This is a genomic window from Gordonia sp. OPL2, from assembly GCF_003797825.1.
Classification (GTDB): Bacteria; Actinomycetota; Actinomycetes; order Mycobacteriales; family Mycobacteriaceae; genus Gordonia.
The window spans coordinates 1-26,094 of record NZ_RKME01000019.1; the positions used below are offsets into that span (position 1 = coordinate 1).

Below are 26,094 nucleotides of genomic sequence, written 5' to 3' on the forward strand. Positions count from 1 at the left end.
GGTGCGGGTGGGGTGTCGGCATCGAATCGGGCGCGCGTCAGGTAGGCATCGTCGACGACGACCTCGGCGGATACGGCGTCGGCGATCAGGGCACGCCGACGCGGCGGTTGCTGGGGCTCGACCGGCACGTATGCGGCGCCGACGGTGAGGATCGCATAGACGGCGCAGACCTGGGCCACACCTCGTGGCAGAGAGACCACCACTCGATCCCCTGCGGTGACACCGTCGGCGACCAGGGTCGCGGCGAGTCCGCGGCGCAGGGCATCGATGTCGGCGTATGTCCATGTGCGCCCGTCGAATTCGACCGCCACGGCATCCGGATGATCATCCACCCGTCGCGCGAACCCGTCGAGCAGTCGCGCGTCGTCGCCGGGCACCGCGCGTCGCGGTCCGGTCCCGGCATCACGAAGCGCGTCGTCCTCCCCGTCCAGCAGGAGGTCGATGTCGGCGATCGGGACGGCCGGCTCGGCCAGGAGGCGCTCGGTGAGGGCGAGGAAGCGACGGAGATGGAGGTCGAGTTCGGCCTGGGTGTACAGCCCGGGATTGCCATGCAGGTCGATGACGAGACGTTCGCCCGGACCGGCCTGATACAGGTTGATCCGCAGGTCCTCGAGAATCCCCGATGACAGGATCTGGTAATCGACACGCGCGCCGGACAACTCGATGGGCTTGTCGAAGAACATCATGTTCACGATGGGACCGAACGAGGCGGTCGTCGAACTCGCCATCCCCGCGTCGACGCGGATGTCCTCGAATCGGTAGCGCTGGTGGCGCAACGCGCCCGTCATCTCGACGCGCAACTGGTCGACGAGTGCGGTCATCGAGGTGTGGGTGATGTCGCGACCGACGATCGGCAGCATGTTCGACACCATGCCGCCGGCACGCTTGATGCGGGCGGTCGCGCGGCCGGTGACCGGCAGGCTGAGGACGACGTCGTCGGTGCCCGTCATCCGGGCGAGATAGGCCGAGAAGGCGGCGGTCAACACGACCGCGGCGGAACTCCCACAGTCGTCGGCGACATGGTCGAGACTCTTGTGGGTAACCGTGTCGAGTGTGGTCCGGGCGAGGAGATTGACCGGCCGCAGCGGGGCGATCGTCGACGTCCCGGCAAGGCTGACTCGCTCGGGCAGTTCCGCGACCCGGGCCGACCAGTGTTCCCGGTCGGCGGCACGTCGCCGACTGTCGGCGTAGGCGGCGTCGTCGGCGACGAGCTCCGCCAGATCCGCACGACGGGGGTCGGCATGGTCACGACCGGCCAGCGCCGCGTTGTACCGCTCGAGGACCTGCTGGATGCAGGTGAGCGCGGCGTAGCCGTCGATGGCGATGTGATGACCCCGCAGGTACCAGAAGGCACGGTCGTCGGCGACTCGCAGGAGACTGGTGACCGCGAGCCTGTCGGAGAGCACGTCGATGGTGCGCTGGTGGTCGGCGGCCATCCACTCCTGGGCGGACGCGAACGGATCATCACGGTCGCGGAGGTCGACGATGTCGAGCCGGAAGCCGACTCCGGCGTCGACGACCTGGGCCGGTACCCCGTCGGTCTCGACGATCCTGGTGAACGGCGACTGCAGATCCCAGCCGACCTCACCGACAACGCGGCTGAACAGGTCGATGTCGAGCGGCCGATCGTCGTCCTGGATGTCGAGATAGTGGGCGATGATGACCGAGTACTCGGTCGAGAGGTTCTCGGCGAACCACATCCCGCGCTGCGCAGCGGTGAGCTCGAGTGGCTGGTTCCCCGAGACCGCGGCGGCGCGAGTGATCGCGCTTTCGGTCGGGTCCATTCCACTCGCTCTCGTTCGGGCGAGGTGGAGAGGGTTGCCGACGTGCCAGAGCCCTTTTCTCGGGTCCTGCGCGTACCGGCGTCTCTCCACCGTCTCGTACGTTCACACCCGCCATCGCCGCACAGCCGTCCTGGCTGTCGGCGACAACGGTCCCCCGACCCGTTGGAACCACTGAACCGAATCGTTAGTATCTCGAACTAACAAACCCGGATCACTGGTATGTCGTCTGCCGCGTTCGGTGCGTTACACGGCCGCGTCCTTCTCCGACGGAGAACCGTAGCGAATACCCTCCGTCGGACGGTAATCGCGAACTCCGGTGCGTCGGCACAGTCGCAACTGTAGGGGCGAATCCTGTGTGGTTGCTGTCGAGCTCGCCGGGACTCGCCGTGAACACCGACCACGATCCCGCTGACCTGGGCGGACTTTGCGTCGACGTAGGCTCGAATCCATGGCGACCGACAAGACCGGAGCACAGGCCTCCGTCACCGACAATCCCGCCGAACAGCGCTACGAGATCGCCGTCTCCGACGCCGGCGGCGGCACCCCGGCGACTGCCGGTTTCACCGCTTATCGCGACCGCGAGGCGAACGGCGTCGCCGAGCGTGTGTTCTTCCACACCGAGGTGGGCGAGGAGTTCGGGGGGCGCGGGCTCGGGACCATCCTGATCACCGAGGCCCTCGACGACACCCGCGCCCACGGCCGAACCATCGTCGGCGTCTGCCCGATGGTTGCCGCCTTCCTCAAGAAGCACCCCGACTACGCGGACGCGACCCACCCGGTCACGCCCGAGGTCCTCACCTGGCTTCAGTCAGCGCTCGACTGACACCCGATCGCCCACGATGTCGCCGGTCTGCGTGCAGTCGTAGCGTCGGGTGCCGTCGGCGGCGTTGACGACGATCGTCGCGAGTGTGGGTCGTCCCGGCGGCATCACACGCGCGGTGACCCGCCCCTGCGCCACGGTGGCGAGCTCGTCGATGAGGACGTCGTCGAGGCGGCTCTGCACACCGCTGCCGACGGTGCCGCCGTCGTCGAGGAGCAGGACGGTCACCCCGCGTTCGCGGGCCTGCCAGACGGCGTCACGGACTCCGGGCGCCTGCCACGCGGAGGCGCGGATGCCGTCACGCAGTTGAGCCTCGACGAGGCGAGCGCCGGACACGTCGCCCGCGGTGAACCAGTGGGTGGCGGCGACCTGCTCGAGCAGCGGCCGCGCACGACTGTCGAGCCGGGCGAGTTGCCGGTCGCGCTCGGCGGCCGACGCAGCCGCGGCGGCGCCGGTTGCGGCATACCGGAGTTCCTGGGCACGCAGCAGACGGATGCTGTCGGCCATCGGCCGCAGGATCATCGCGGTGAGAGTTGCGAACAGCATCACCGGGTACACCCACGATGTGTAGCTCAGGCCGGTGACGAACCCGATGCCACGGAAGGCGCCCCACACGCCGGCGGACAACGACATCGCGAACGTGCCGACCCAGGCCGGCACCAGACGCCCGCGGACCGCGAGCAGCACCACCACCACGATCCCGGAGATCGCGGCCGGAAGGCATTGCAGGCGGTCGTCGGGATTCTTCGGGATCGACCACCAGGCGATGGCGGTGCCGGCGACCATCAGGATCACCGCCGCGACGGCTGCGCGCATCGGCAACGGATCGCCGACGATGCGGACCAGCCCCGCGAGCACGCCCGCCAACAGCACGAATGCCACGATGAGCCCGGCCCAGCGCAGAGGCGAGTGAATGTTCATGCTCGACCCGAGGGTGACGACGACGTAGACCACGCCGTACGTGAGCAGGGCACCGGTCACCGGCCGGGAGCGGAGTCCGAACAGGTCGATGGACTGGGTGTCCTCCTGCGGTTCCGGCGCGGTGCCCGCCGTCGGCTCAGTGCTCATCGCGCACCCACCTCAGCACGACCGTCGTCCCGCGGCCCGTTGCACTGCGCACCTCGGAGTCCCCACCGGCCACCGACGCCATGCGCCGGCGTATCGCCACCGCCACCCCCAGCCGCTCCGGGGGGACCTGACCGGGATCGAAACCCCGCCCGTCGTCGACGACGGCGACGGTGACGCGGTCCGCCCGGAAGTCGCCGACGACAAGACACGACGCCGCCGGACCCGCGTGGCGGCCCACGTTTCGGATCGCCTCGCACATCGCGTCGTTCACGGCGGCGACCACATCCGTGGGATAGCGGGCGTCCGGTGACCGCTCGACCGAGAATTCCCGCTCGACCGAGTCGTCGGTGGTGGCGATCGCGGTGCGCACCCGCTGGACGAACTCGTCGACCCCGACAACCGGACGTCGCGGCTCGTCGTCGTCACGGTGATCGAGTTCGTCGAGTGCCGAGGTCGCCTGCGAGACCAGTGCCGAGGCCGGCCGGCCGACGTCGATGGCCAGGAGGATCGCGATGACCTTGTCATGGATGAGTGCCGCGAACCGCGCGCGCTCGGCACCCTGAGCGGTCGACGCGGCCGAGTCCGCTGCGGACTCCATCGCCGAGGATCGAGTCTCGTCCAAAACGCCCGCGGTGCGCACGGCCATCACGGCGATCGCGAGGAACACACAGTTGAGGGCCATCGTGAGCAGCGCGCCGAGGAACAGCTGCGGGCGCAGTTCCGAGTACAGCCCGAGCTGATTGGCGGCCGTGGTGAGCGTCGTCGAGACGACGATGTGCGCGATCGCGAGCCGGGCGTGCCCGGCGATGCCGAACACCAGTCCGGCCACTCCCGGGAACTGCACGAGCCACACGCTCCACCACGATGTGTCGGCCGCGACGTGACCGTTCCACGCGACGAACCACAGACCGACCGCGGCGAGGAAGCTGCCACTGCAGAGCCCGGCCAGTGCGGTCAGGTGAGTCAGTGATTCCCGGTAGGTCGCGGCGATCACCAGCAGCGCCGGACCCGCCACCAGAAGGGCGCTGAGCGGGGCCCACCAGAACGCGGTCAGGTCGGCGCGCGCGGCGATCAAGGGCGACAGACCGGCGGTGAAGATGAGCAGACCGAAACCGATGACACGCGCCCCGATGCGCCGCACACGGGCGAGAGCGCTGCCGTCGGACGGCCCGGCCAGCCGCTCCCGCCAGACACCACCGTGTCCTGACTCCGCGGCCGCCGCGTGTCCGCCCGCGGTCGTCGTGGAAAGCTGCGTCAACCCGATCATCTCCGTCTGTCTGCGGCGGCGACGATGCCGGCGCGCCGCATCCGGTCCGGCCCGTCTACGCGGTGACCGACCCGGTTCTCACTGCGACGATACCGTCGGTGCCGCATTCGACCCGACGGAAGTCCGGTCCGGTGTTCGCGACGATGGTGGCCAGCAGTCCGCGATCCGGCGGCAGGATGCGGGCGGTCACCTGCCCGTGGGCGGCTCGCGTGAGTTCGGCGACGAGCAACCGTCGCAGTCGGTCGGCGAGGTCCGGGCGTTCCGGGTCGAGGGCGCCGTCGTCGAGCAGCAGGACGCTCACACCTCGTCGCCGTGCCGCCCACACGGCATCACTGACCTGTTTCGAGTTCCATCCCGGGGCACGGATGCCGTCGCGGAGCTGACCTTCGGTGAGCCGGGACGCCACGACCTCGTCAGCGGTGAAGCGATGGCCGTCCACGATCTGTTCCAGGATCGGCCGGGCCCGTCGGTCCAACTGGCGCAGTTGCCGATTGCGTTCGGCAGCCGCAGCGGCGGTCGCGGCCTCGGTGGTCGCCTGCTCGACAGCACGCTCGGCCAGCATGCGGATTCGGGCTTCCATCGGCCGACCCATCACCACGAACAGCATCGCCAGCATCATGACCGGGTAACAGAACAGGGTGTTGCCGGCGCCGACGACCGCACCGACACCGATCGCCGCTCCCCACGCCCCGGCGACGACGCTGCCACACGCCGCCGCCGTCCAGGCGACGAACGGCCTGCCCTGCAATGCCAGCAGCGTCAGCACGATCGTCATCGCCGACACCGGCGGTGCGGTCTGCAGCGTCTGATAACTGGCCCCGGGGATGCTCCACAGCGAGATCGCGAGTCCACACACCGCAAGCGCACCGATGACAGCCGCCCGCGGCACCGGACAACGGGTTCCACGCGTACGGATCACGATCGCGGTCGCCGCCACGAACACCGCGAACCCGGCGGCCAGTCCCACCCAGCTCCACACCGCCTCGATCTCGGCGCACGCCCACCCCAGCACGATGACATAGGCAACGGCGAACGCCCCGACGGCCCACACCACCGTCGACGACCCGAGTCCGAACAGGTCGACCGTCGCGTCGTCCGGTCCACGGCTGCCGGCGTCACGGGCGCCGGGTCGGCCCGACCGCACCGTGCCGATCACGGTCGACGCCAATCGAGGACCACGGTGGTGCCACACCCTGGCGCACTGCGGATCTCCGCGAGGCCGCCCGGCACCGTCTCCATCCGACCGCGGATACCCACCGCGACGCCGAACCGCTCGGGCCGGACCTCTGCGGGATCGAACCCGACCCCGTCGTCGGAGATCGTCACCCGAACGGTGTCGGCACCGAACTCTGCGACGAGGGCGCATCGTGTTCCGGGACCGGCATGCCGACGCCAGTTCCGAATCGCCTCGCCCGCCGACTCGGTGATCGCCGTCATCGCCGCGTGCGGATAGCTCACCTCGGCCTCGGGTACCGCGACGTCGCAGCGGACCTGATCGCTGACGGTGTCGGCCATCTCGGCCAGCCTCGCGGCGAACTGCGCGGCGTCGATCGGCTGGTGCTCCGGCTCATCGCCACGATCGAGTTCATCGAGGGCTGCTGCGGCCTGTGCGATGAGGCGCGGGTCCGGCGTCCCGCTCCGGACGGCGAGCAGCGCGGCGATCACGTTGTCGTGGATGAGCGCGGCGAAGCGCGCCCGTTCCGCCTCGGCCGCGATGTCGGCCGCGACGGTCGCCGCGGCGGCCAGCATGTCGGCGCGGCGGGCGTCGAGCGACCAGACGTTGCGGGTCGTGGCGTATGCGACCGCGACGAACACGCCGCCGAGCGTGATCGTCAACGGGGCGCTGAGCAATTGCGAGAGGTGCACCTCGCCGTAGCGTCCGAGCTGATTGGCGACGTGCACGAGAAGGGTCGCGACGACGAGATGGACCAGCGCCCAGCGTGTTCGGGACACCAGAACCAGGGCGATACTCGCCACCGGCGGGAACTGCACCAACCAGACCGCCCAGCGATCCGGCTCGGTCTCGCCGTTCCACGCGACGAACCAGAGCAGGGCGGCGGCGATGTAGCCGATCGAACATGCCCCCGCGAGAGGAACCAGCCCTCGCGGCACCGCCCGGAACGTGGCGATCACCATCAGGGTCGGCGGCCCGGCCACGAGCACCATGCTCAGCGGGGTCCACCAGGCGGCGGTGAGGTCGGCGCGTGCGATCGCGACCGGTGTCATCACCGCGATGAACACCAACAGGCCCAACCCGACGAATCGCGTCCCGACCCGTTCGAGTCGTCCCACATCCGAGTCGTCGGAACGGATCCCGCCGCCGAAGCCCTCGAGGTAGTCGCTCACCGCACGCCGGACGTCGAGCCGTCGGTCGAGCACCACCATGCGTTTCACCGTCGTCGAGGGCAGGCCACCACCACCGGGTCTGCGATGCATCGAGAGTACTGTGCACCGAGCCGCTCGGCAGCAGGTCAGCGGTAGATCTGCCAACCCCACCCGACGAGTGACACCTCGACCGACCCGTCGTCGGCGACCGGTACGCGTTCCCCGGACAGCGGATTCCTCAGGTGCGACGGCAGATCCGCCCAGCCGGTCGGGATGCGGCCGGTCGCCGTCTCGTCGGAGACGTTGAGGACGATCAGCCATCGGTCGTCGTCGGCGGTGCGTGTCCAGGCGATCACGGTGGGCGCGGCGTCGTCGGTGCCGCACAGGTCGAGCCGGCCGTCGCGCAAACCCGCAGTGGCGAGCAGTCCCAGGAGCGCGCGATAGAACAGTGCGCGGTCGGTGTCGACGGGTTCGTCGGCGAATCGGCCGAGCTGCACCGGGAGTCGTCGTCGGCGACCGTCGAGCTGACCCTGGTGGATCAGTCGCGGCCCGGCCTGGGTGAGAGCCGCGACCGCCGCCTGGCGATCGCGGTCACCGAAGGCCACCGGCGCACGTGGTTCGTCGTGGTTCTCGATGAAGCGAAGCAGGTGTCGGCCGGCGGGTGGCCCGGCGGACATCACCTCGCGCAGGGTCGTCGGAGCATCTCGCACGGCGTCGTAGAACCGTTTGTCGTAACACTGATCGAAACCGTCGGCGAGCAGCGCAGGCTCGGTGTCCCAGTAGGCCTCGGCGATGAACACGAAATCGGGATACCGGGCACGCACGCCCTCGATGACCGGCGGCCAGAACTCGTCGTCGGGGATCGGCCCGGCCCGCTCTCCCCACGTCCGGGCGAACACATCGTTCCTCACGAGCATCGCCATGTCGCACCGCACGCCGTCGCAGCGGGCGGCGATCGCGGTCACGGTGGCGCGCGTCGCCGCCCGCAGACCGTCGCTGAACGCGTTGACCTGCACGACATCCCGCCAGGCCGGAAAGTACGGATCCCGGCCGTTGGCGATCACCGCGTCCCCCACCGCCACGAACGACAGAGGATCACGGTCGAGGTCGTCGGCGCTGCCGCGGATGAACCAGTCGGGATGCTCGGCGACCCAGGGATGGTCGACGGCAACATGATTGGGGACGAGATCGAGGATCAGGCCGACGCCGCGGTCGGCGAGGGCACGTCGGGCGGTCGCGAGTGCCGCGGGCCCGCCCAGGTGGTCGTCGACGATGTAGTCACGCACCGAATACGGCGACCCGACGACGTCCCCGGGCTCGAAGTCGGGCATCGTCGAGGCGAACCACGCCATCAGCGGGTCGTCGGCGCGGGCGATGGCCACCCCGGCCGGGCTGCGCCGCCAGACCCCCATGAGCCACACCGCGTCGAATCCGCGGTCGGCGATCCCATCCCACTCGTCGTCGGGGACGTCGGCGAGCGTGACCGACCGGCCGGCCGCGCGGCTCAGTGCCGTCAGCCACGGCCAGGTGTTGATCTCGTAGATGAGCGGCCACGCCGGGATGCGAACAGGGCCGGCATCGTCGGGGACGGGATGCATGAGGTCTGTCTACCGTACGGCCGACCGACCGGCAGCCCCATCGGAACGACCGGGGGAGAATGGCGAACGGCCCGCTCCCCTACCGGGGAACGGGCCGTTCGCGAATCTCCGAGGAGAGTGGCCTACTTGGCCTTCTCCAGCACCTCGACGAGGCGCCACCGCTTGGTGGCCGAGGTCGGGCGCGTCTCCATGAGCCGCACGCGATCGCCGATGCCGGCGGTCTCGTTCTCGTCGTGGGCCTTGACCTTGCTCGTGGTCCGGATGATCTTGCCGTAGAGCGGGTGGCTCTTACGATCTTCCAGCTCGACCACGATGGTCTTCTGCATCTTGTCGCTGACCACGTAACCGATCCGCTCCTTGCGGTTGTTACGCGTCTCGGTCTGGGTCACGTTCTGGTCCTCACTCATGCGTCATCACCGTCCGGTCCCGACGCCAGGCCCAGCTCACGCTCACGCATCACGGTGTAGATGCGCGCGATCTCGCGACGCACGGTCCTCAGACGGCGATTGTTGTCGAGCTGGCCGGTGGCCATCTGGAAACGAAGGTTGAACAGCTCTTCCTTCGACTCTTTGAGGCGATCGACCAGATCGGTGTCGTTGAGCTCACGCAGCTCGTTGGCAGCAACTCCGAGTCCCATCAGAACTGCTCCTCTCTGGTCACGATCCGGGTCTTGATCGGGAGCTTGTGCTGCGCGCGGCGCAGGGCCTCGCGAGCGATCTCCTCATTGGGGTAGGTCATCTCGAACAGCACACGGCCCGGCTTGACCGGCGCGACCCACCACTCCGGCGAACCCTTACCGGAACCCATGCGGGTCTCGGCAGGCTTCTTCGTCAGCGGACGGTCCGGGAAGATGTTGATCCACACCTTGCCGCCACGCTTGATGTGCCGGTTGATGGCGATACGAGCGGACTCGATCTGACGGTTGGTGATGTACGCGCCTTCCAGAGCCTGGATGCCGTAGTCACCGAACGTCACCTTGGTGCCGCCCTTGGCCTGACCCTTCAGGCTGGGGTGATGCTGCTTGCGGTGCTTGACCCGACGGGGGATCAACATGGGCTAGCCCTCCTGCTTCTCGGCGCCCGCCGCTGCAGTCGCCTCGGCCGGAGCCTCCGCCGCGCGACCCGCGTCGGTGCTCGTGGCAGTGGTGCCCGAAGCACCGCTGCGGCGAGGCCGGCTCGGCCGGCGCGGACGACGGTCCTCGGTGGCCGGCGCAGCTGCACTGAGCTCACGCTTGCCGCCGACGATGTCGCCCTTGTAGATCCAGACCTTCACGCCGATGCGGCCGAAGGTGGTCTTGGCTTCGTAGAGTCCATAGTCGATGTCGGCGCGCAGCGTGTGCAGCGGCACCCGACCTTCGCGGTAGAACTCACTGCGGCTCATCTCTGCACCGCCCAGGCGACCCGAGCACTGGACCCGGATGCCCTTCACGTTCGGCTGACGCATCGCCGACTGGATCGCCTTGCGCATCGCGCGGCGGAAGGCCACACGGTTGCTCAGCTGCTCGGCGACGCCCTGGGCCACGAGCTGGGCCTCGGACTCCGCGTTCTTCACCTCGAGGATGTTCAGCTGCACCTGCTTACCGGTCAGCTTCTCCAGGTCGCCACGAATCCGGTCGGCCTCGGCGCCGCGGCGACCGATGACGATGCCCGGACGGGCGGTGTGGATGTCGACGCGGACCCGATCACGGGTGCGCTCGATCTCCACCTTGGCGATGCCGGCGCGCTCGAGTCCCGTGGACAGGAGCTTGCGGATGGCGACATCCTCTTTCACGTACTCCGCATACTGCTTGTCGGCGTACCACCGCGAACTCCAGTCCGTGGTGATGCCCAGACGGAAGCCGTGCGGGTTGATTTTCTGACCCACTACTGGGCTCCCTTCTTCGGCTGACGCGACCGGCCGCGGCCGGCGGTGGCCTTCTCGGGAAGGCTCTCGACGACGACGGTGATGTGGCTGGTGCGCTTGCGGATGCGGAACGCACGACCCTGTGCACGCGGCTGGAACCGCTTGAGCGTGGGGCCCTCGTCGGCGAACGCGGTGGCGACGACCAGGCTCCGGCGATCCAGATCCAGGTTGTTCTCCGCATTCGCGACGGCGCTGGCGAGCACCTTGTAGACCGGCTCGGACGCCGACTGCGGGGCGAACCGCAGGATGTCCAGAGCCTCGTCCACGTTCTTGCCGCGGATCAGGTCGATCACACGACGTGCCTTCATCGGCGTGACACGCACGAAGCGAGCCGTCGCCTTGGCGGTCGGATTCTCAGTCTTCGTTGTCATTACCGGCGCTTCGCTTTCCGGTCATCCTTGATGTGACCCTTGAAGGTACGGGTGGGGGCGAACTCGCCCAGCTTGTGCCCGACCATGTTGTCCGAGATGAACACCGGGACGTGCTTGCGACCGTCGTGGACGGCGAAGGTGTGTCCGATGAAGTCCGGGATGATGGTCGAACGGCGCGACCAGGTCTTGATGACCTGCTTGGTGCCCTTCTCGTTCTGGGTGTCCACCTTCGCAAGGAGGTGGTCGTCGACGAACGGGCCCTTCTTGAGGCTGCGTGGCATTCTCTTACTCCCTCCTGCTTATCGCTTGTTCTTGCCGGTACGACGGCGGCGGACGATGAGCTTGTCGCTCGCCTTGTTCTTGCGGGTGCGGCCTTCCGGCTGACCCCACGGGCTGACCGGGTGGCGACCACCCGAGGTCTTGCCCTCGCCACCACCGTGCGGGTGGTCGACCGGGTTCATCACGACACCGCGGACGGTCGGGCGCTTGCCCTTCCAGCGCATACGGCCGGCCTTGCCCCAGTTGATGTTCGACTGCTCGGCGTTGCCGACCTCGCCGACGGTGGCGCGGCAGCGCACGTCGACGCGACGGATCTCGCCGGAGGGCATACGCAGGGTGGCGTAGGTGCCCTCCTTGCCCAGCAGCTGGATCGAGGCACCGGCGCTGCGGGCCATCTTGGCCCCGCCGCCCGGACGCAGCTCGACGGCGTGCACCTGGGTACCGGTCGGGATGTTGCGCAGCGGCAGGTTGTTACCCGGCTTGATGTCGGCGCCCGAGCCGCTCTCCACCACGTCACCCTGGTTCAGACCGCGGGGGGCGATGATGTAGCGCTTCTCGCCGTCCACGTAGTGCAGCAACGCGATCCGCGCGGTGCGGTTCGGGTCGTACTCGATGTGGGCGACCTTCGCGTTGATCCCGTCCTTGTCGTTGCGACGGAAGTCGATGACGCGGTAGGCACGCTTGTGACCGCCACCCTTGTGACGGGTGGTGATGCGTCCGTGTGCGTTTCGTCCGCCGCGACCGTGCAGCGGGCGAACCAGCGACTTCTCCGGATGGTCGCGGGTGACCTCGGCGAAATCCGCGCCGCTGGATCCGCGACGACCCGGGGTCGTCGGCTTGTACTTACGAATAGCCATGTCTCTAGTCCCTCAGTTCCCGAGTCCCGGTCAGCCGACCGGTCCTCCGAAGATCTCGATGGGCTTGCTGCCGTCGGCCAGCGTCACGATCGCGCGCTTGGTGTCCTTGCGCTTGCCGTAGCCGAAGCGGGTCCGCTTGCGCTTGCCCTGCCGATTGGCGGTGTTGACGCTGGTGACCGTGACGTCGAAGATCTGCTCGACCGCGATCTTGATCTGGGTCTTGTTCGAGTCCGGGTGCACCAGGAAGGTGTACACGTTGTCCTCGATCAGTCCGTAGGACTTCTCGGAGATCACCGGCGCCAGGATGATGTCGCGCGGGTCAGCCTGCGTAGCCATGCTCAGGCCTCCTCTCGGTCATTGGCGACGGGAGACTTCGTCTCGGTCGCTGCGTTCTGCTCGATGAACGCGTTGAGCGTCTCGACGCTGAACACCACCTCGTCCGAATCCAGGACGTCGTAGGTGTTGAGCTGATCCGGCGCGATCGGCAGGACGTTCTGCAGGTTCGCGACGCTCTTCCATGCGGTCTCGTCCTCACGGCCGAGAACCACCAGGAACTTGCGACGGTCACTCAGCGCTTCGAGGAACAGGCGAGCCGACTTGGTCGACGGGGTCTGTCCCGCAACCAGTTCGGTGATCACGTGAATCCGCTCGTTGCGCGCCCGGTCGGAGAGGGCACCGCGCAGGGCAGCGGCCTTCATCTTCTTGGGGGTGCGCTGGCTGTAGTCGCGCGGCTGCGGGCCGTGGACGGTGCCACCGCCGGCGAACTGCGGTGCGCGGGTCGAACCCTGACGGGCGCGACCGGTGCCCTTCTGCCGGTACGGCTTGGCGCCGCCACCGCTGACCTGTCCGCGGGTCTTCGTCGCGTGGGTGCCCTGGCGACCCGCGGCCTGCTGGGCCACGACCACCTGGTGCATCAGCGCGATGTTGGCCGGTGCGTCGAACAGTTCGGCGGGAAGATCGACGGTGCCGTCGGTCTTGCCGTCGGCCGTCTTCACGTCCAGCGTCAGTTTCGTTGTCGTTTCGGTGCTCACTTGGTCGCACCACCCTTCACTGCGTCGCGGATCACCACGATGCCGCCCTTGCGGCCGGGGATCGCGCCCTTGATCAACAGCAGACCGGCTTCGGCATCCACCTTGTGCACGGTCAGGTTCTGCGTGGTCACGGTGTCGTTGCCCATCCGGCCCGCCATCCGCATGCCCTTGAACACGCGACCCGGGGTGGCGCAGCCACCGATCGAGCCGGGTGCGCGGTGCACGCGGTGCGCGCCGTGGCTGGCACCCAGACCGGAGAAGCCGTGGCGCTTCATCACGCCGGCAAATCCCTTGCCCTTGGAGGTACCGGTCACATCGACCTTGGTGCCGTCCGCGAAGATCTCCGCGGTCAGCTCCTGGCCGATCTCGAGCTCCGAGACATCCGCGACGCGGATCTCGGCGAGGTGGCGACGCGGGGTGACCCCGGCCTTGGCGTACTGCCCGGCGACCGGCTTGGTGACCTTGCGCGGGTCGATGGCGCCGTAGGCGACCTGGACGGCGGTGTAGCCGTCGCGGTCCGCGGTACGGAGCTGCGTGATGACGTTCGGCCCGGCCTGGATGACCGTCACCGGGACGACACGGTTGTTCTCGTCGAACACCTGGGTCATGCCGAGCTTGGTGCCCAGGATGCCCTTGGTGGAACTCTGGTTACTCATTTTTTCTCGCCCCCCGCCTACTGGATGTTGACGTCGACGCTGGCCGGCAGATCGATGCGCATGAGCGCATCGACCGTCTTCGGCGTCGGGTCGAGGATGTCGATGAGTCGTTTGTGAGTGCGCATCTCGAAGTGTTCGCGGCTGTCCTTGTACTTGTGCGGCGAACGGATGACGCAGTAGACGTTCTTCTCGGTGGGCAACGGCACCGGGCCGACCACGCGTGCCCCGGTACGGGTCACGGTCTCCACGATCTTGCGCGCCGAAGCGTCGATCGCCTCGTGGTCATAGGCCTTGAGCCTGATGCGGATCTTCTGTCCCGCCACGCTGTGTCCTCTTCCGTCAGTTGTTCTCGACAGACGAACACCGCGTGACCGTTGCACCCCGCGAACGGGGCCGACTCGACGCCGGCGGGCACATGACCACCCGTGTGAGATTCGGGGATCGACGCTGTTCATCTATCGTTGTACGTTGGCTCGTCTCTCGAACGAGCCTGGTTGCTCCGGCACCCGCGGTCGGGCGTGTCGTGTCCGTGCCCCTGATTCGGCGCACGCGTTACACGCCCTGGCCCGGAATCCGGGGCCTGGGAGTCATTCACCTGAACGAGGTCGCGGTGTCCCACACATGCAGGAGCGTGCGTTCCCCGGTCAAGGCAACCCGACAAGTATGCACCAGGTCGGGGTCACTATTCAAATCCGGGCTGGTGGGACCATCCGCAGTCGGACGGACGACCCGCGAATCGCGTGATGGCCGTGGGCGAATCGGCCACCGGTCGCGGACAGGTTTTGTACCCTCGTGACGCGCCACACGCACCTCATCGGGGGGTTCGACCATTCAAGGGAGATCGGGGACATGAGCACACTGGCCGTCGTCGTGCCCGCGTACGACGAGGAACTCACCATCGCGGACTGCCTCGACGACCTGCTGGCCCAGTCCAGACCGTTCGACGAGATCATCGTCGTCGACAACGGCAGTTCCGACCGCACGGGCGACATCGTGGACAAGTACTCGATCGAGCATCCGAGAGTGCGCCGGGTCGTCGAACCCACGCCGGGTGTGGCCAATGCCCTGCGTCGCGGCATCGAGTCGGCAACCTCGGACCTCGTCGCGAGGACCGACGCCGACAGCAGGGTCGGACCGGGTTGGGCGCGGGAGGTCGAGGACTTCCTCGACAGCGACGACGGCCGGGACTATTCGGCGGTGACCGGACCGGTGTTCATCCACGACGGCCCCTCCTACGACTTCACCCGGCGCATGGCCATGCGGTCACTGGGCCGCCTCGCGGAGGGCTCCGAGGTGCGAAGTCTGTTCGGCCCCAACTTCGCCGTCCGCAGGTCGGCGTGGGACGCGGTCGCCGACAGCGTCCAGACCCGACAGGACATCTGGGAGGACCTCGATCTGAGCATCGCGTTCCTCGACGCGGGACACCGTATGTACTTCCAGCCGACGATGACCGTGGACACCTCGTGCCGGCAGTTGCGCCACTCCCCTCTGGGCAACCGCCAGTACATCCTCGGCGGCATCCGCACGATGCGGGGCCGCGGCGACGAGACCCGGACCCGGCAGATGTATGTGGATCTGCCGTTCCGCGTCATCGCCTTCACGGTGATGTGGCTGTACTTCCGGCCATGGGACCAGGCGGCAGGCAACTGGCGAGTCCATCGTCTGCTGATCCCGCTGCGCCGACGACGGCCGCTCGCGACGACCCGCCGCTGACCCGACGGTTCGCCCACACCACTTGGGGCCGAGGACCCGCGCACCGGAACTTACCGCGGAGTAATATCGGGGACCATGAGTGAGACCTCGTCGGCGAGCCCGACCTACGCCCTGCGCCGCAGACTGCCCGACAACATCGTCGGCCACGCCCTGTTCTCCCTGGGCATGGTCGCCCGCGTCCCCTACTTCGGCACGGTGCTGCCGATGGTGAACGAGATGCGCCCGGGATTCTGCCGCGTCACCGGCCCCAACTGGTTCGGGGTCCACAATCACCTCGGCACCTTCCACGCCATCGCCGCCTGCAATCTCGCGGAGGCGGCGATGGGCATGTTGATGGAGGCGACGACACCGTCGACGCACCGGTGGATCCCCAAGGCGATGCACACGCAGTACCTGACCAAGGCCACCACTCGTCTCACCGCCGAGGCCGAACTCGTCGCGGCGGTGGACTTCGCCGACATCACCGAGGGCACCGATGTCGTCGTCGGAGTACGCATCCTCGACACCACCGGGACCGAGGTCGTGCACTGCGACATCACCACCTGGGTGACTCCCCGGTCCTGACACCCCGTCCTGACATCCCGGTCCTGACATCCGGGTCCTGCCAACCTGCCTTCCGGCGACCGGCACCGTCGGCCTCCGCCGCCCGCTCTCGGCGGCAGCGCTCGTCCTGCCGCAGCGGCCGATTGCTCCTAGGCTTAGACGATGAGGCCGGTTGAGGAGCGCGCCGAGAACGACGCCCTCCCCGACCGCGCCCATCGTCGGGTGGGTGTCGAGGAGGAGTTCCACCTCGTCGACCTGCGGACGTCACGACTGACCACCCGGGCGCCGGAACTCCTCGAACTCCTGCCCGCCGACGGCCCGTTCGTCGAAGAGTTGCAGCGCTGCGTCATCGAGTCCAACAGCGGCGTCCACCAGCGCCTCTCGGACCTCCGCGACAATCTGCGATCCCAGCGTTCGGTCCTCGTCGAGACCGCACGATCACTCGGGATCGGGATCGTCGCGGCGGGTTCGGTACCGCTGTCGGTGCCGACCGAGATGCGGGTCACCGAGACGCCCCGCTATCGGCGCATGCTCGCCGATTACCAGTTGCTGGCCCGCGAGCAACTCATCTGCGGCACCCAGGTACACGTCGACGTCACCGATCGCGACGAGGCCGTGGCCGTCGCCGCCCGACTCGCGCCTCATGTCCCCGCCCTGCTCGCCCTGTCGGCGAGCTCACCGTTCTGGGCCGACGGCACCGACACCGGATATGCGAGCTCCCGCACCCTCATCTGGCAGCGGTGGCCCACCAGCGGCCCGTTCCCGGACCTGAGCACCGCCGCCGACTACGACGCCGAGATCGCCCGCCTCATCGGCAGCGGCGTCATCTCCGATCCCGGCATGCTCTATTTCGACGTCCGACCGTCGGCCCGGCTTCGCACTCTCGAGCTGCGCGTCTGCGACAGTTGCCCGTCGGTCGACACGATCACGGTCATCGCGGGTCTCTTCCGCGCCCTGGTGGTCCACGAGGCGCGCCGGGTCGACGAACCCGCCTCGCCGACATCCCCGGCCCTGTACCGGGCAGCCCTCTGGCAGGCCGCCCGCGCCGGCCTCGAGGGCGACCTGATCGACGTCGAGCACGCGACGCCACGGCCGGCGTCGAGCGTCATCACCGCGCTCACCGAGATGGTCCGCCCCGAACTCGAGGCGAACGGGGACTGGGAGACGGTGTCCGAGCTCACCCGACGGGCGTTGACGGCAGGTAGTTCGTCGTCACGCCAGCGCCGCACACTCCGACGTCGTGGCCGGCTGACCGCCGTCGTCGACAACCTGATCGCCGAAACCGCGGGCACCCTGCCGACGGTGACCGTTCCGGACGACCCGGAAGGCCGTATGCTGCACGGCTATCACCGGGTCGAGCTCGCCGACGACGTACCCGTTGTCGACACCCCCGATCGGCTGTCCTACGACGAGGCCGTCGCCGACGACGTGACCGCACGACCGGGATATTCGGAAATCCTCAGTGCTGCAGCAGCTCTGGGCGCTGCGGAGCTGCGCAAGCGGCAGTATCAGATCGAGCGCGAGCAGAGCATCGACGGCGTGACGTTCCGGGTCACCGGCCAATCCCGCGCGCAACTGTTCCCGCTCGACATCGTTCCCCGCTACATCGGCGCCGACGACTGGCTCCGGGTGGCCGCCGGCCTGCGCCAGCGTGCGCTCGCACTGAATGCCTTCCTCGTCGACGTCTACGGCGATCAGGAAGCCGTGCACGACGGCATCATCCCGATCGAGGCCCTCGACCGCGCGCCCGGATTCCGGCAGACCGGACGCGTCCCGGCCTGGCAACGCGTCCGCACCCACATCTGCGGGACCGATCTCGTGTCCGCCGCGCCGGGACGGTTCATGGTCCTCGAGGACAATCTGCGGGTGCCGTCGGGCATCGCCTACGCGATGTCGAACCGAGAACTGCTCTCCCAGTTCGTCCCCGAGATCCCCATGCCACCGGATACGCTGCCGCTCACCGATGTGCCCCGCATGCTCGGCGAGACGATCGCCGCGGCCCGTCCGCCCGATTCCCACCCCGACGGCGTCGACATCATGCTCAGCTCCGGATGGCAGGACTCCGCCTGGTTCGAACACACACTGCTCGCCCGCGGCGCCGGACTGGCGGTGGCGACACCGGAGAACATCTCGATCACCGCCGGCGACGGCCCGGACGGCGGACGCGTCTTCTTCCACCACGGCACCGCACGCGTCCCGATCAACACGGCGTACGTGCGGATGGACGAGGACATGTTGCTGTCGTCCAAGGGGTTCGACCATTCCCCGCTGCGGGCGGGCATCCTCGACGCGCTCGGGCGCGGCCGATTCGCCATCGCGAACGCGCTGGGCAACGGCGTCGGCGACGACAAGGCCATCTACTACTACGTGCCGAACATGATCCGGTACTACCTCGGAGAGGAGCCGCTGCTCGATCAGGTGCCGACCTGGCTGTGCGCCGAACGTCATCAGCGCGATCACGTCCTGGCCAACCTGGAGCACCTCGTCGTCAAACCCATCGACGGACTGGGTGGTTCGGACATCACGATCGGTCCCGAGTGTGATGAGGAGGAACTCGCCCGCCGGCGGGTGGACCTCCTGACACACCCAGAGCGCTACATCGCTCAGGAGGTGGTCGCGCTGTCGACCCACCCGACCTTCGACGGCAACGGCTTCTATGCGCACCATGTCGACCTGCGGGCCTTCGTCCATCTGAGAGACTCGCGCGAGAGGGTGACCGCCCACGTCGCGCCGGCGGCGCTCACGCGGGTCGCGCCGGCGGGCAGTCTGATCGTGAACTCGTCGCGTGGCGGCGGGGGCAAGGACACCTGGATTCAGGGAGTCGCCGAGGAGTCCGGCGGGCCGGGAGCGGTACCCGCAGGACCGGGAGAGGACGAGGGACATGTGCGGAATCTGTGGTGAGATCCGCTTCGACGCAACACCGCCGGATGTTGCCGCGGTCGACAGGATGACGTGTGCGATGACCCGGCGCGGACCGGACGGGTCCGGGGTGTTCGCCAAGGGATCGGTGGCGCTCGGTCATCGTCGACTCAAGATCATCGACCTGTCCGAACGCGGTGGCCAGCCGATGGTGGATCCCGAACTCGGTCTGGCACTGGTGTTCAACGGATGCATCTACAATCACCGTGAACTGCGCGCCGAACTCGAGGGCAAGGGATACCGCTTCTTCTCCCACGCCGACAGTGAGGTCATCCTCAAGGCCTTCCACGCCTGGGGCCCCGATTGCGTCGATCATCTGATCGGGATGTTCGCGTTCGCCGTGACCGACACCGACTCCGGAACGCTCACCCTGGCCCGTGACCGCCTCGGCATCAAGCCGCTCTATCTGTCGGAGACCCCCGGCCGTCTGCGGTTCGCGTCGTCGCTGCAAGCGTTGCTCGGCGCAGGCGACGTCGACACGAGCCTCGACCGGGTCGCACTTCATCACTATTTCAGCTTCCACGCGGTCGTCCCCGCCCCGCACACCATCTACAACGGCATCCGCAAGCTGCCCCCGGCCACCGTCCGGACCATCACCCGGGATGGGAGGAGCACCGAGAGACGGTACTGGACAACGGACTTCGCCCCACACCCCGACCGGTCCGACTGGGACGAACGCCGGTGGCAGCACGAACTCCTCGACTCGCTGCGCACCTCCGTCCGCCGTCGGATGGTGGCCGACGTCCCCGTCGGCGTCCTGCTGTCCGGCGGAGTGGACTCGTCGCTCGTGGTCGCGTTACTGGCCGAACAGGGGCAGCGCGACCTCGCCACCTTCAGCATCGGATTCGATTCCGCCGGAGGGGAATCCGGGGACGAGTACGCGTACTCCGACCTGATCGCGGACACCTTCGGGACCGACCACCACAAGATCCACATCGGCACCGACCGCCTGCTGCCCGCCGTGCCGGACGCCATCGCGGCGATGGGCGAGCCCATGGTCAGCCACGACTGCGTCGCCTTCTACCTGTTGTCGCAGGAGGTCAGCAAGTCCATCAAGGTGGTCCAGTCCGGGCAGGGCGCCGACGAGATCCTCGGCGGATACGACTGGTATCCGCCATTGCAGCACACACCCCGCGCGGACACGACGGCGGCGTATTCCGCGGTGTTCTTCGACCGTGATCACGCCGCGATCACAGCGTTGCTCGACGAGCGATACCACGTCGACGGCGACTACGACCCCAGTTGGGAGTTCGTCCACGCCCACCAGTCGGCACCGGGCGCCCGGACCGCCGTCGACGCGGCCCTGCGCCTGGACACCACGATCATGCTCGTCGACGACCCGGTCAAACGCGTCGACACGATGACGATGGCGTGGGGACTCGAGGCGCGGGTGCCGTTCCTCGACCATGAGTTCGTCGAACTCGCCGCGACGTGTCCACCGGATCTCAAGCTCGCCGGTGGCGGCAAGGGCGTCCTGAAGGAGGCCGGCCGGGCGTTGTTGCCGTCGGCGGTCATCGACCGCACCAAGGGGTACTTCCCGGTGCCCGGCATCCGCCATCTCGAGGGCGGGGTGCTCGACATGGTCACCGACGCACTGCGTTCGAGATCCGCCGTCGATCGCGGACTCTATCGGCCCGAGGCGCTCGACCGACTGTTCGCCGATCCCAACGGCATCCGCACCACGCTCGGCGCCAACGAACTCTGGCAGCTCGCCCTGCTGGAGATGTGGCTGCAGAGCATGGAGGCGATCACCACACCATGAACGTCGTCCGCAGCACCCCGGATGCCGGGACCGGCCCATCGTCCACCTCCACCGCCACGGTCCGTTTCGACGAGACCGGGTGGCACACCTACGGTGCGTCGGTATCGCCCGACGGCTCGGCGTTCGCCTACATCATCGACGACGGAACCGGTTATCCCCGTGCCGCCCAACGGTCTCTGTCGGTGGACGGGGTCGGCGAACTCCGGTGGGTGCGGCTGCGCGCAACCGGGCCGGTGCGCAAGGTGATCCATTCCACCGACAGCCGATGGCTGGCCGTCGAGATCGCCCCCAGCGGCGGCGAACACCACCAGGTGTGGGTGGTCACCACCGACGCCGACGACGACACCGCGCATCGGATCGGCGCCACCCGCCCCGACGGACGGTCGTTCGGCACCGTCTCGCTCGTCGGCTGGGACACCGACTGGGTCCTCATCACCGCGACCGAACCGGACGGGACCGCACACTCACTGCGCGTGCACCCGGGGACGGCGACCACCATGACCCTCGACGTCCGCGTCGGTGGTGCCCTCGTGGACTCCTGGAAGGGGGCCACCTTGGTCCGCGTGGGTCCGCGCGGTTATCGCGACATGCTGCTGTTGCGTCGGCGCCTCGACTCGCCGTCGGACGAGGTCACCATGACCCCGCTCCTGCCCAACGATCCCGGTGCCGTGACCGACCACGGCTACATCCTGGATCAGGGTTTCGACCACTCATCGGTCGTCTTCGTCGGACCGCCCCAGGATGCCGCGCGCGACCTCGACAGTGTGCAGGCACTGGTCATCAGCGACTTCGATGCAAAGTTTCCCCGCCTGCTCGGCGTCGAGGTCAGCCGATACGGAGTACGGTTCCGGGTGCTCGCCCAGCGTCCGGACGCCGGCGTCGACGAGTTCGCCGTCAGCAACGACCAGTCGACGGTCGCGATGCTGTGGAATATCGGCGGTCGCAGCGAATTACAGATCCTGACCCTGCCCGATCAGACCCTGCACGACCCGATCCCGCTGCCCGGTGATGTCGCGTCGGAACTGTCGATCAGCGCGGCCGGCGCCCTCGCCACCGTGACCGTGTCGAGCCCGCAGCACTCACCCCTCGTCCATCTCGTCACACCTGGCACCGGCGAGGTCACGGCGGTCCGCGACGACGTCGTCACCGGCGAGGGACCGTCGAGCACGCTGGCACCTGAACTCCTCGAGTTCTCGGCCCGCGACGGCATGCCGCTGTCCGGCTGGCTCTTTCGCTCGCGAACCCGCGGCGGCCCCACGCTGATCTACTTCCACGGCGGCCCGGAGGCCCAGACCCGCCCGGACTACAACTTCCTGTTCGGGCCGCTCGTGGACGCCGGCATCACCGTCTTCGCACCCAACGTGCGCGGGTCGTCGGGCTACGGGCGCCTGTTCTCCCACGCCGACGACCGCTACGGGCGCTACGCCGGGATCGACGACGCCGCCGACTGCGCGGAGGTCCTCGTCGCACGTGGGATCGCCGAACCGGGCGCGATCTACTGCTCGGGTCGCTCCTATGGCGGCTATCTGACCTTGGCCTGCTTGACCTTTCACGCCGACCTCTTCGCCGCGGGGATCGCGATCTGCGGCATGAGCGATCTCGAGTCGTTCTTCCGCAACACCGAACCGTGGATCGCCGTCGCCGCCTACACCAAGTACGGCCATCCCGAGTCCGACCGGGAACTGTTGGCCGACCTCTCCCCGATTCACCGGATCGCGGATCTGCGCGCGCCGCTGCTGGTGATCCACGGAGCCCACGACACCAATGTGCCGGTGAGCGAATCACAGCAGATGGTCGACGAACTCCGGGCGCGCGGCGCCACCGCGGAGCTGCTGCTCTTCGGCGACGAGGGCCACGAGATCGTCAAGCGTGACAATCAGCAGCGCCTCACCGCAGCGGTCGCCGGCTGGATCCTCGACCACCCGTCCCGGGGGGCAGCCGTATGAACCCGCGGATGACCGAGCGGCTCATCGCGCAACTCGTCGAGACCCGCTCCGACAGCGCCCGCGCCAACGTCCTCGAGGAGTTGCGTCGTCTGATCCTCTCCGGCGGAGCGCCTCCCGGCGCACAGATCCCGCCTGGAGAGGTGGCCGACGCCTTCCAGGTGAGCCCGATCCCGGTGCGTGAGGCCCTCAAGACCCTGGTGGGCGAGGGCCTCGTCGTCCATCAACGCAACGCCGGTTACCGGGTGAGCCAGATGTCGGTCGACGAGCTGCGCGAGATCTACTTCGTCCGTGGCGTTCTGGAGCAGGCCGCGCTCGCCCGGGCCGTCGAACAGATCGACGACGCCGGTCTCGATCGGGCCCGAGGACGCCACGACGAGCTGGTCACCGCTGCGAAGTACAACGACAGCAAGGCCTTTCACGACATCTCCCGTGAGTTCCACCGCGAGCTCACCGCGCCCTGCGCCATGCCGCGGCTGCTCAACATGTTCGAGAACACGTGGAATCTCACCGAGCCGTTCCAGGTGATGCGGTCGGTCGGATCCCAGACGCAGGAGGCCCTCAACGCCGATCACGCCGCCCTGCTCGATGCCTTTGCCGCCCGTGACACCGCGGCCGTGCTCGACGTCGGGCAGGTCCATCATCAGCGGCTCGAGAGCGCCATCATCGAGACCGCCGCCGACCTCGTCGTACGGCACGACTGATCCGCCTGCCCCCGATGGGCAGGGTCCCTGTCCGTTCGCTCGCCGGTTCTCTCTCGTCCCGGCGGCGGGCGAATTCGGACATCGGCGGAATATATCTGTCTGTTCATCCGCGGGTAACAAACCGTTCTTACCTTTTTCTCATCAGCGCACCCCGACCGTCGGCGCGCAAGACCGGGAGAACACACATGTCAGCACCATCTGCCGACGCCACGACCACGCATGAGAGCGCGGCGGGCGAGAGCGTCATCAAGCTCGGCTATCACCAGAACCTGACCAACTCCGATCTCGCGCCACTCAAAGAACAGAAGTGGACCTGGTACAACATCTTCGCGTTCTGGATGTCGGATGTGCACAGCGTCGGCGGCTATGTGTTCGCCGGTAGCCTGTTCGCCCTCGGCATCGCCGCCTGGCAGGTGCTCGTCGCCCTACTCGTCGGCATCATCGCCGTCAACCTGCTCTGCAATCTCGTCGCCAAGCCGTCGCAGCTCGCCGGCGTGCCCTATCCGGTCACCACCCGGGTGGCGTTCGGCGTCAAGGGCGCGAACATCCCGGCCATCATCCGCGGCCTGATCGCCGTTGTCTGGTACGGCATCCAGACCTACTTGGCGTCAGTCGCTTTCGGCCTGCTGGCCCTCAAGTTCTGGCCGGGTCTCGAGCCGTGGGGTGACGTCGAGCAGCACGGTTTCCTCGGCCTCAGTGTCCTCGGATGGGCCGGCTTCATCCTCATGTGGGTGCTGCAGGCTTTCGTGTTCTGGAACGGCATGGACACCATTCGCAAGTTCATCGACTTCTGCGGTCCCGCAGTCTATGTGGTCATGGTCGCGCTCGCCGCCTACCTGATCATCAAGGCCGGGTGGAGCAATGTCAGCTTCGATCTGTCCACCGGACCCGGACTGTCGGGATGGTCGTCGATCACACAGATGATCAGCGCGTTCGCCCTCGTCGTCTCCTACTTCTCCGGCCCGATGCTGAACTTCGGCGACTTCTCCCGCTACGGAAAGACCTTCGCGGAGGTGAAGAAGGGCAACTTCTGGGGTCTGCCGGTCAACTTCCTGTTCTTCTCGATCCTGGTGGTGTGCACGGTGTCCGCCGGTGCGACCGTGATCGGCAAGGACGGGGACGGCAACATCATCACCGACCCGGTGCACATCGTCGACAAGATCGACAACACGACCGCGGCCGTGCTCGGTGTGCTCACCTTCGCCATCGCCACGATCGGCATCAACATCGTCGCCAACTTCGTCTCGCCCGCATTCGACTTCTCGAATGTCGCGCCCACCAAGATCTCGTGGCGGACCGGCGGGATGATCGCTGCCGTCGGCTCGGTGCTGATCACCCCGTGGAACCTCTTTAACAACCCCACGGCGATCCACTACACGATGGACACCCTCGGTGCGGTGATCGGTCCGTTGTTCGGCATCCTCATCGTCGACTTCTACATCATCAAGAAGCAGAGGATCGAGGTCGACGATCTGTTCAGCATGGACCCGGGCAAGACGTACTCCTACCGCAACGGATGGAATCCGGTCGCGATCATCTCGGTGATCATCGCCTCGGTCCTCCCGATCAGCTTCGTGATCTGGGGTACCGCCTACCAGGCCAGTTTCACGTGGTTCATGGGCGCAGCCGCCGGCGCGATCGTCTACTGGATCGGGATGACCTTCGCGCCCAAGAGCTTCATCTACGGCACCGGCGTGGAACCGGAGGTCCTCCCCACGGCGAAGGACGGCAAACTCGAGCCGTCCGCGCTCTGAGTCCGCGGGCCACGATGCGCATCTGCGTCATCAACCCCAACACCGCGACGGCGATGACCGACGTCATCGCCGTCGCGGCGTCCGCGGTCGCCCGCCCCGACGCCGAGATCATCACGGTCACCTCGTCGATGGGCCCGGCGTCGATCGAGAGTCACTACGACGAGGCGCTGGCGGTTCCCGGTGTGCTCCGTGCGATCGCCGATCACCCCGACTGCGACGGCTATCTGATCGCCTGCTTCGGAGATCCCGGGATCGACGCCGCGCGGGAGATCGCCGCCGCACCCGTGCTCGGTATCGCCGAGGCCGCGATGCATCTCGCGGCACCGCTGGGGCGCGGTTTCTCGATCGTCACGACGCTGCACCGGACGATCGGTCGGGCCACCGATCTCGTCGCACATCACGGATTCTCACGACACTGCCTGGGCGTCCACGCCTGCGACATCCCGGTCCTCGAGCTCGAGACCAACCCGGCCACCGCCGACATCCTGGAGAAGGCCTGCCGGGAGGCACTGCTGTCCGACGGTTCGGACGCCATCGTCCTGGGCTGTGCAGGCATGGCCGACCTCCCGCGGCGAATCAGCGACGCGATCGGGGCACCGGTGATCGACGGTGTGGCCGCCGGCGTCGGCATGCTGACCGCCATGGCGGCGATGGGGCTGCGCACCGGCACCGCGTCCGGCGAGTTCGCTCCGCCTGTCCCGAAGCCGTACTCGGGCGCCCTGCGCGACTTCGGTCGGGACTGAGCACGTCGGCGCACCCTCCCGATCGCCGCCCTCGCCGCCCCCGACCTCACCTATC

Annotated in this window: 26 protein-coding genes; 9 read left to right on the plus strand and 17 right to left on the minus strand. The window is 68.0% G+C overall.

The features are described 5' to 3' along the window. Window positions 1-1,784: condensation domain-containing protein (locus tag EEB19_RS17165; RefSeq protein ID WP_187588459.1), on the minus strand; the 1,784-nt coding region annotated here is incomplete at its 3' end. 448 nt (window positions 1,785-2,232) lie between these two features. On the opposite strand from EEB19_RS17165, the gene EEB19_RS17170 reads away from it, so the two are divergent. Then, window positions 2,233-2,607 carry a GNAT family N-acetyltransferase gene (locus EEB19_RS17170; protein ID WP_187588461.1) on the plus strand — a complete coding sequence of 125 codons (375 nt, stop codon included), beginning with the start codon at window positions 2,233-2,235 and terminating at the stop codon, window positions 2,605-2,607. Here the strand turns inward: EEB19_RS17170 and EEB19_RS17175 are convergent. The 16 genes from EEB19_RS17175 to rpsJ form a co-directional block, all read right to left on the minus strand. Beyond that, window positions 2,593-3,672 (minus strand): hypothetical protein, encoded by a 1,080-nt coding sequence (locus EEB19_RS17175; RefSeq protein WP_187588463.1) that lies wholly within the window; start codon window positions 3,670-3,672, stop codon window positions 2,593-2,595. The genes EEB19_RS17170 and EEB19_RS17175 overlap by 15 nt on opposite strands. Next, a complete protein-coding gene (locus EEB19_RS17180; RefSeq protein WP_187588465.1) occupies window positions 3,662-4,939 on the minus strand; it encodes a sensor histidine kinase in 1,278 nt (425 codons plus the stop codon). The genes EEB19_RS17175 and EEB19_RS17180 overlap by 11 nt, the downstream gene beginning before the upstream one ends. Before the next feature lie 55 nt (window positions 4,940-4,994). Further along, window positions 4,995-6,107 (minus strand): hypothetical protein, encoded by a 1,113-nt coding sequence (locus EEB19_RS17185; protein ID WP_262365737.1) that lies wholly within the window; start codon window positions 6,105-6,107, stop codon window positions 4,995-4,997. Further along, window positions 6,092-7,375 carry a sensor histidine kinase gene (locus EEB19_RS17190; protein ID WP_262365738.1) on the minus strand — a complete coding sequence of 428 codons (1,284 nt, stop codon included), beginning with the start codon at window positions 7,373-7,375 and terminating at the stop codon, window positions 6,092-6,094. The genes EEB19_RS17185 and EEB19_RS17190 overlap by 16 nt, the downstream gene beginning before the upstream one ends. Before the next feature lie 35 nt (window positions 7,376-7,410). Then, complete coding sequence (locus EEB19_RS17195; protein WP_187588467.1) at window positions 7,411-8,862, minus strand: alpha-amylase family glycosyl hydrolase; 1,452 nt, start codon at window positions 8,860-8,862, stop codon at window positions 7,411-7,413. A gap of 122 nt (window positions 8,863-8,984) precedes the next feature. Beyond that, window positions 8,985-9,269, minus strand: a complete 285-nt coding sequence (gene rpsQ / locus EEB19_RS17200) for a 30S ribosomal protein S17 (protein ID WP_187588469.1) — start codon at window positions 9,267-9,269, stop codon at window positions 8,985-8,987. Continuing rightward, the gene (rpmC, locus tag EEB19_RS17205; protein WP_187588471.1) at window positions 9,266-9,499 is read right to left on the minus strand and encodes a 50S ribosomal protein L29; all 234 of its coding nucleotides are present in this window, start codon (window positions 9,497-9,499) and stop codon (window positions 9,266-9,268) included. The genes rpsQ and rpmC overlap by 4 nt, the downstream gene beginning before the upstream one ends. After that, window positions 9,499-9,915: a 50S ribosomal protein L16 gene (rplP, locus tag EEB19_RS17210; protein ID WP_004020548.1), complete on the minus strand. Its 417-nt coding sequence runs from the start codon at window positions 9,913-9,915 to the stop codon at window positions 9,499-9,501. The genes rpmC and rplP overlap by 1 nt, the downstream gene beginning before the upstream one ends. 3 nt (window positions 9,916-9,918) lie before the next feature. Further along, entirely contained in the window at window positions 9,919-10,725 is an 807-nt protein-coding gene (rpsC, locus tag EEB19_RS17215; RefSeq protein WP_187588473.1) for a 30S ribosomal protein S3, read from the minus strand. Next, the gene (gene rplV / locus EEB19_RS17220) at window positions 10,725-11,135 is read right to left on the minus strand and encodes a 50S ribosomal protein L22 (protein ID WP_187588475.1); all 411 of its coding nucleotides are present in this window, start codon (window positions 11,133-11,135) and stop codon (window positions 10,725-10,727) included. Before rplV ends, rpsC begins: the two co-directional genes overlap by 1 nt. Beyond that, the gene (gene rpsS / locus EEB19_RS17225; RefSeq protein ID WP_007318897.1) at window positions 11,135-11,416 is read right to left on the minus strand and encodes a 30S ribosomal protein S19; all 282 of its coding nucleotides are present in this window, start codon (window positions 11,414-11,416) and stop codon (window positions 11,135-11,137) included. Before rpsS ends, rplV begins: the two co-directional genes overlap by 1 nt. Before the next feature lie 18 nt (window positions 11,417-11,434). Next, window positions 11,435-12,271 (minus strand): 50S ribosomal protein L2, encoded by an 837-nt coding sequence (gene rplB, locus EEB19_RS17230; protein ID WP_187588477.1) that lies wholly within the window; start codon window positions 12,269-12,271, stop codon window positions 11,435-11,437. A 30-nt stretch (window positions 12,272-12,301) separates the two neighbouring features. Beyond that, a complete protein-coding gene (gene rplW / locus EEB19_RS17235; protein WP_187588479.1) occupies window positions 12,302-12,607 on the minus strand; it encodes a 50S ribosomal protein L23 in 306 nt (101 codons plus the stop codon). Between the two features lie 2 nt (window positions 12,608-12,609). Then, window positions 12,610-13,302 (minus strand): 50S ribosomal protein L4, encoded by a 693-nt coding sequence (gene rplD / locus EEB19_RS17240; protein ID WP_187588481.1) that lies wholly within the window; start codon window positions 13,300-13,302, stop codon window positions 12,610-12,612. Further along, the gene (rplC, locus tag EEB19_RS17245; RefSeq protein ID WP_187588483.1) at window positions 13,299-13,958 is read right to left on the minus strand and encodes a 50S ribosomal protein L3; all 660 of its coding nucleotides are present in this window, start codon (window positions 13,956-13,958) and stop codon (window positions 13,299-13,301) included. The genes rplD and rplC overlap by 4 nt, the downstream gene beginning before the upstream one ends. Before the next feature lie 17 nt (window positions 13,959-13,975). Then, window positions 13,976-14,281, minus strand: coding sequence for a 30S ribosomal protein S10 (gene rpsJ, locus EEB19_RS17250; RefSeq protein ID WP_003938093.1), 306 nt, complete (start codon window positions 14,279-14,281; stop codon window positions 13,976-13,978). 526 nt (window positions 14,282-14,807) lie between these two features. On the opposite strand from rpsJ, the gene EEB19_RS17255 reads away from it, so the two are divergent. The 8 genes from EEB19_RS17255 to EEB19_RS17290 all read left to right on the plus strand — a co-directional run bounded on the left by EEB19_RS17255 (window position 14,808) and on the right by EEB19_RS17290 (window position 26,039). Next, entirely contained in the window at window positions 14,808-15,671 is an 864-nt protein-coding gene (locus tag EEB19_RS17255; protein ID WP_187588485.1) for a glycosyltransferase family 2 protein, read from the plus strand. 75 nt (window positions 15,672-15,746) lie between these two features. After that, window positions 15,747-16,235 (plus strand): hotdog fold domain-containing protein, encoded by a 489-nt coding sequence (locus EEB19_RS17260; RefSeq protein ID WP_187588487.1) that lies wholly within the window; start codon window positions 15,747-15,749, stop codon window positions 16,233-16,235. A 141-nt stretch (window positions 16,236-16,376) separates the two neighbouring features. Further along, window positions 16,377-19,115, plus strand: a complete 2,739-nt coding sequence (locus tag EEB19_RS17265) for a carboxylate--amine ligase/circularly permuted type 2 ATP-grasp protein (RefSeq protein WP_187588489.1) — start codon at window positions 16,377-16,379, stop codon at window positions 19,113-19,115. After that, entirely contained in the window at window positions 19,096-20,895 is a 1,800-nt protein-coding gene (locus EEB19_RS17270; RefSeq protein ID WP_187588491.1) for an N-acetylglutaminylglutamine amidotransferase, read from the plus strand. Before EEB19_RS17265 ends, EEB19_RS17270 begins: the two co-directional genes overlap by 20 nt. Beyond that, window positions 20,892-22,841: a S9 family peptidase gene (locus tag EEB19_RS17275; protein ID WP_187588493.1), complete on the plus strand. Its 1,950-nt coding sequence runs from the start codon at window positions 20,892-20,894 to the stop codon at window positions 22,839-22,841. Before EEB19_RS17270 ends, EEB19_RS17275 begins: the two co-directional genes overlap by 4 nt. A gap of 8 nt (window positions 22,842-22,849) precedes the next feature. Beyond that, window positions 22,850-23,542: a GntR family transcriptional regulator gene (locus EEB19_RS17280; RefSeq protein ID WP_187588495.1), complete on the plus strand. Its 693-nt coding sequence runs from the start codon at window positions 22,850-22,852 to the stop codon at window positions 23,540-23,542. A 185-nt stretch (window positions 23,543-23,727) separates the two neighbouring features. After that, a complete protein-coding gene (locus EEB19_RS17285) occupies window positions 23,728-25,296 on the plus strand; it encodes an NCS1 family nucleobase:cation symporter-1 (protein ID WP_187588497.1) in 1,569 nt (522 codons plus the stop codon). A 14-nt stretch (window positions 25,297-25,310) separates the two neighbouring features. After that, complete coding sequence (locus tag EEB19_RS17290; protein ID WP_187588499.1) at window positions 25,311-26,039, plus strand: aspartate/glutamate racemase family protein; 729 nt, start codon at window positions 25,311-25,313, stop codon at window positions 26,037-26,039. Window positions 26,040-26,094 lie beyond the last annotated feature (55 nt).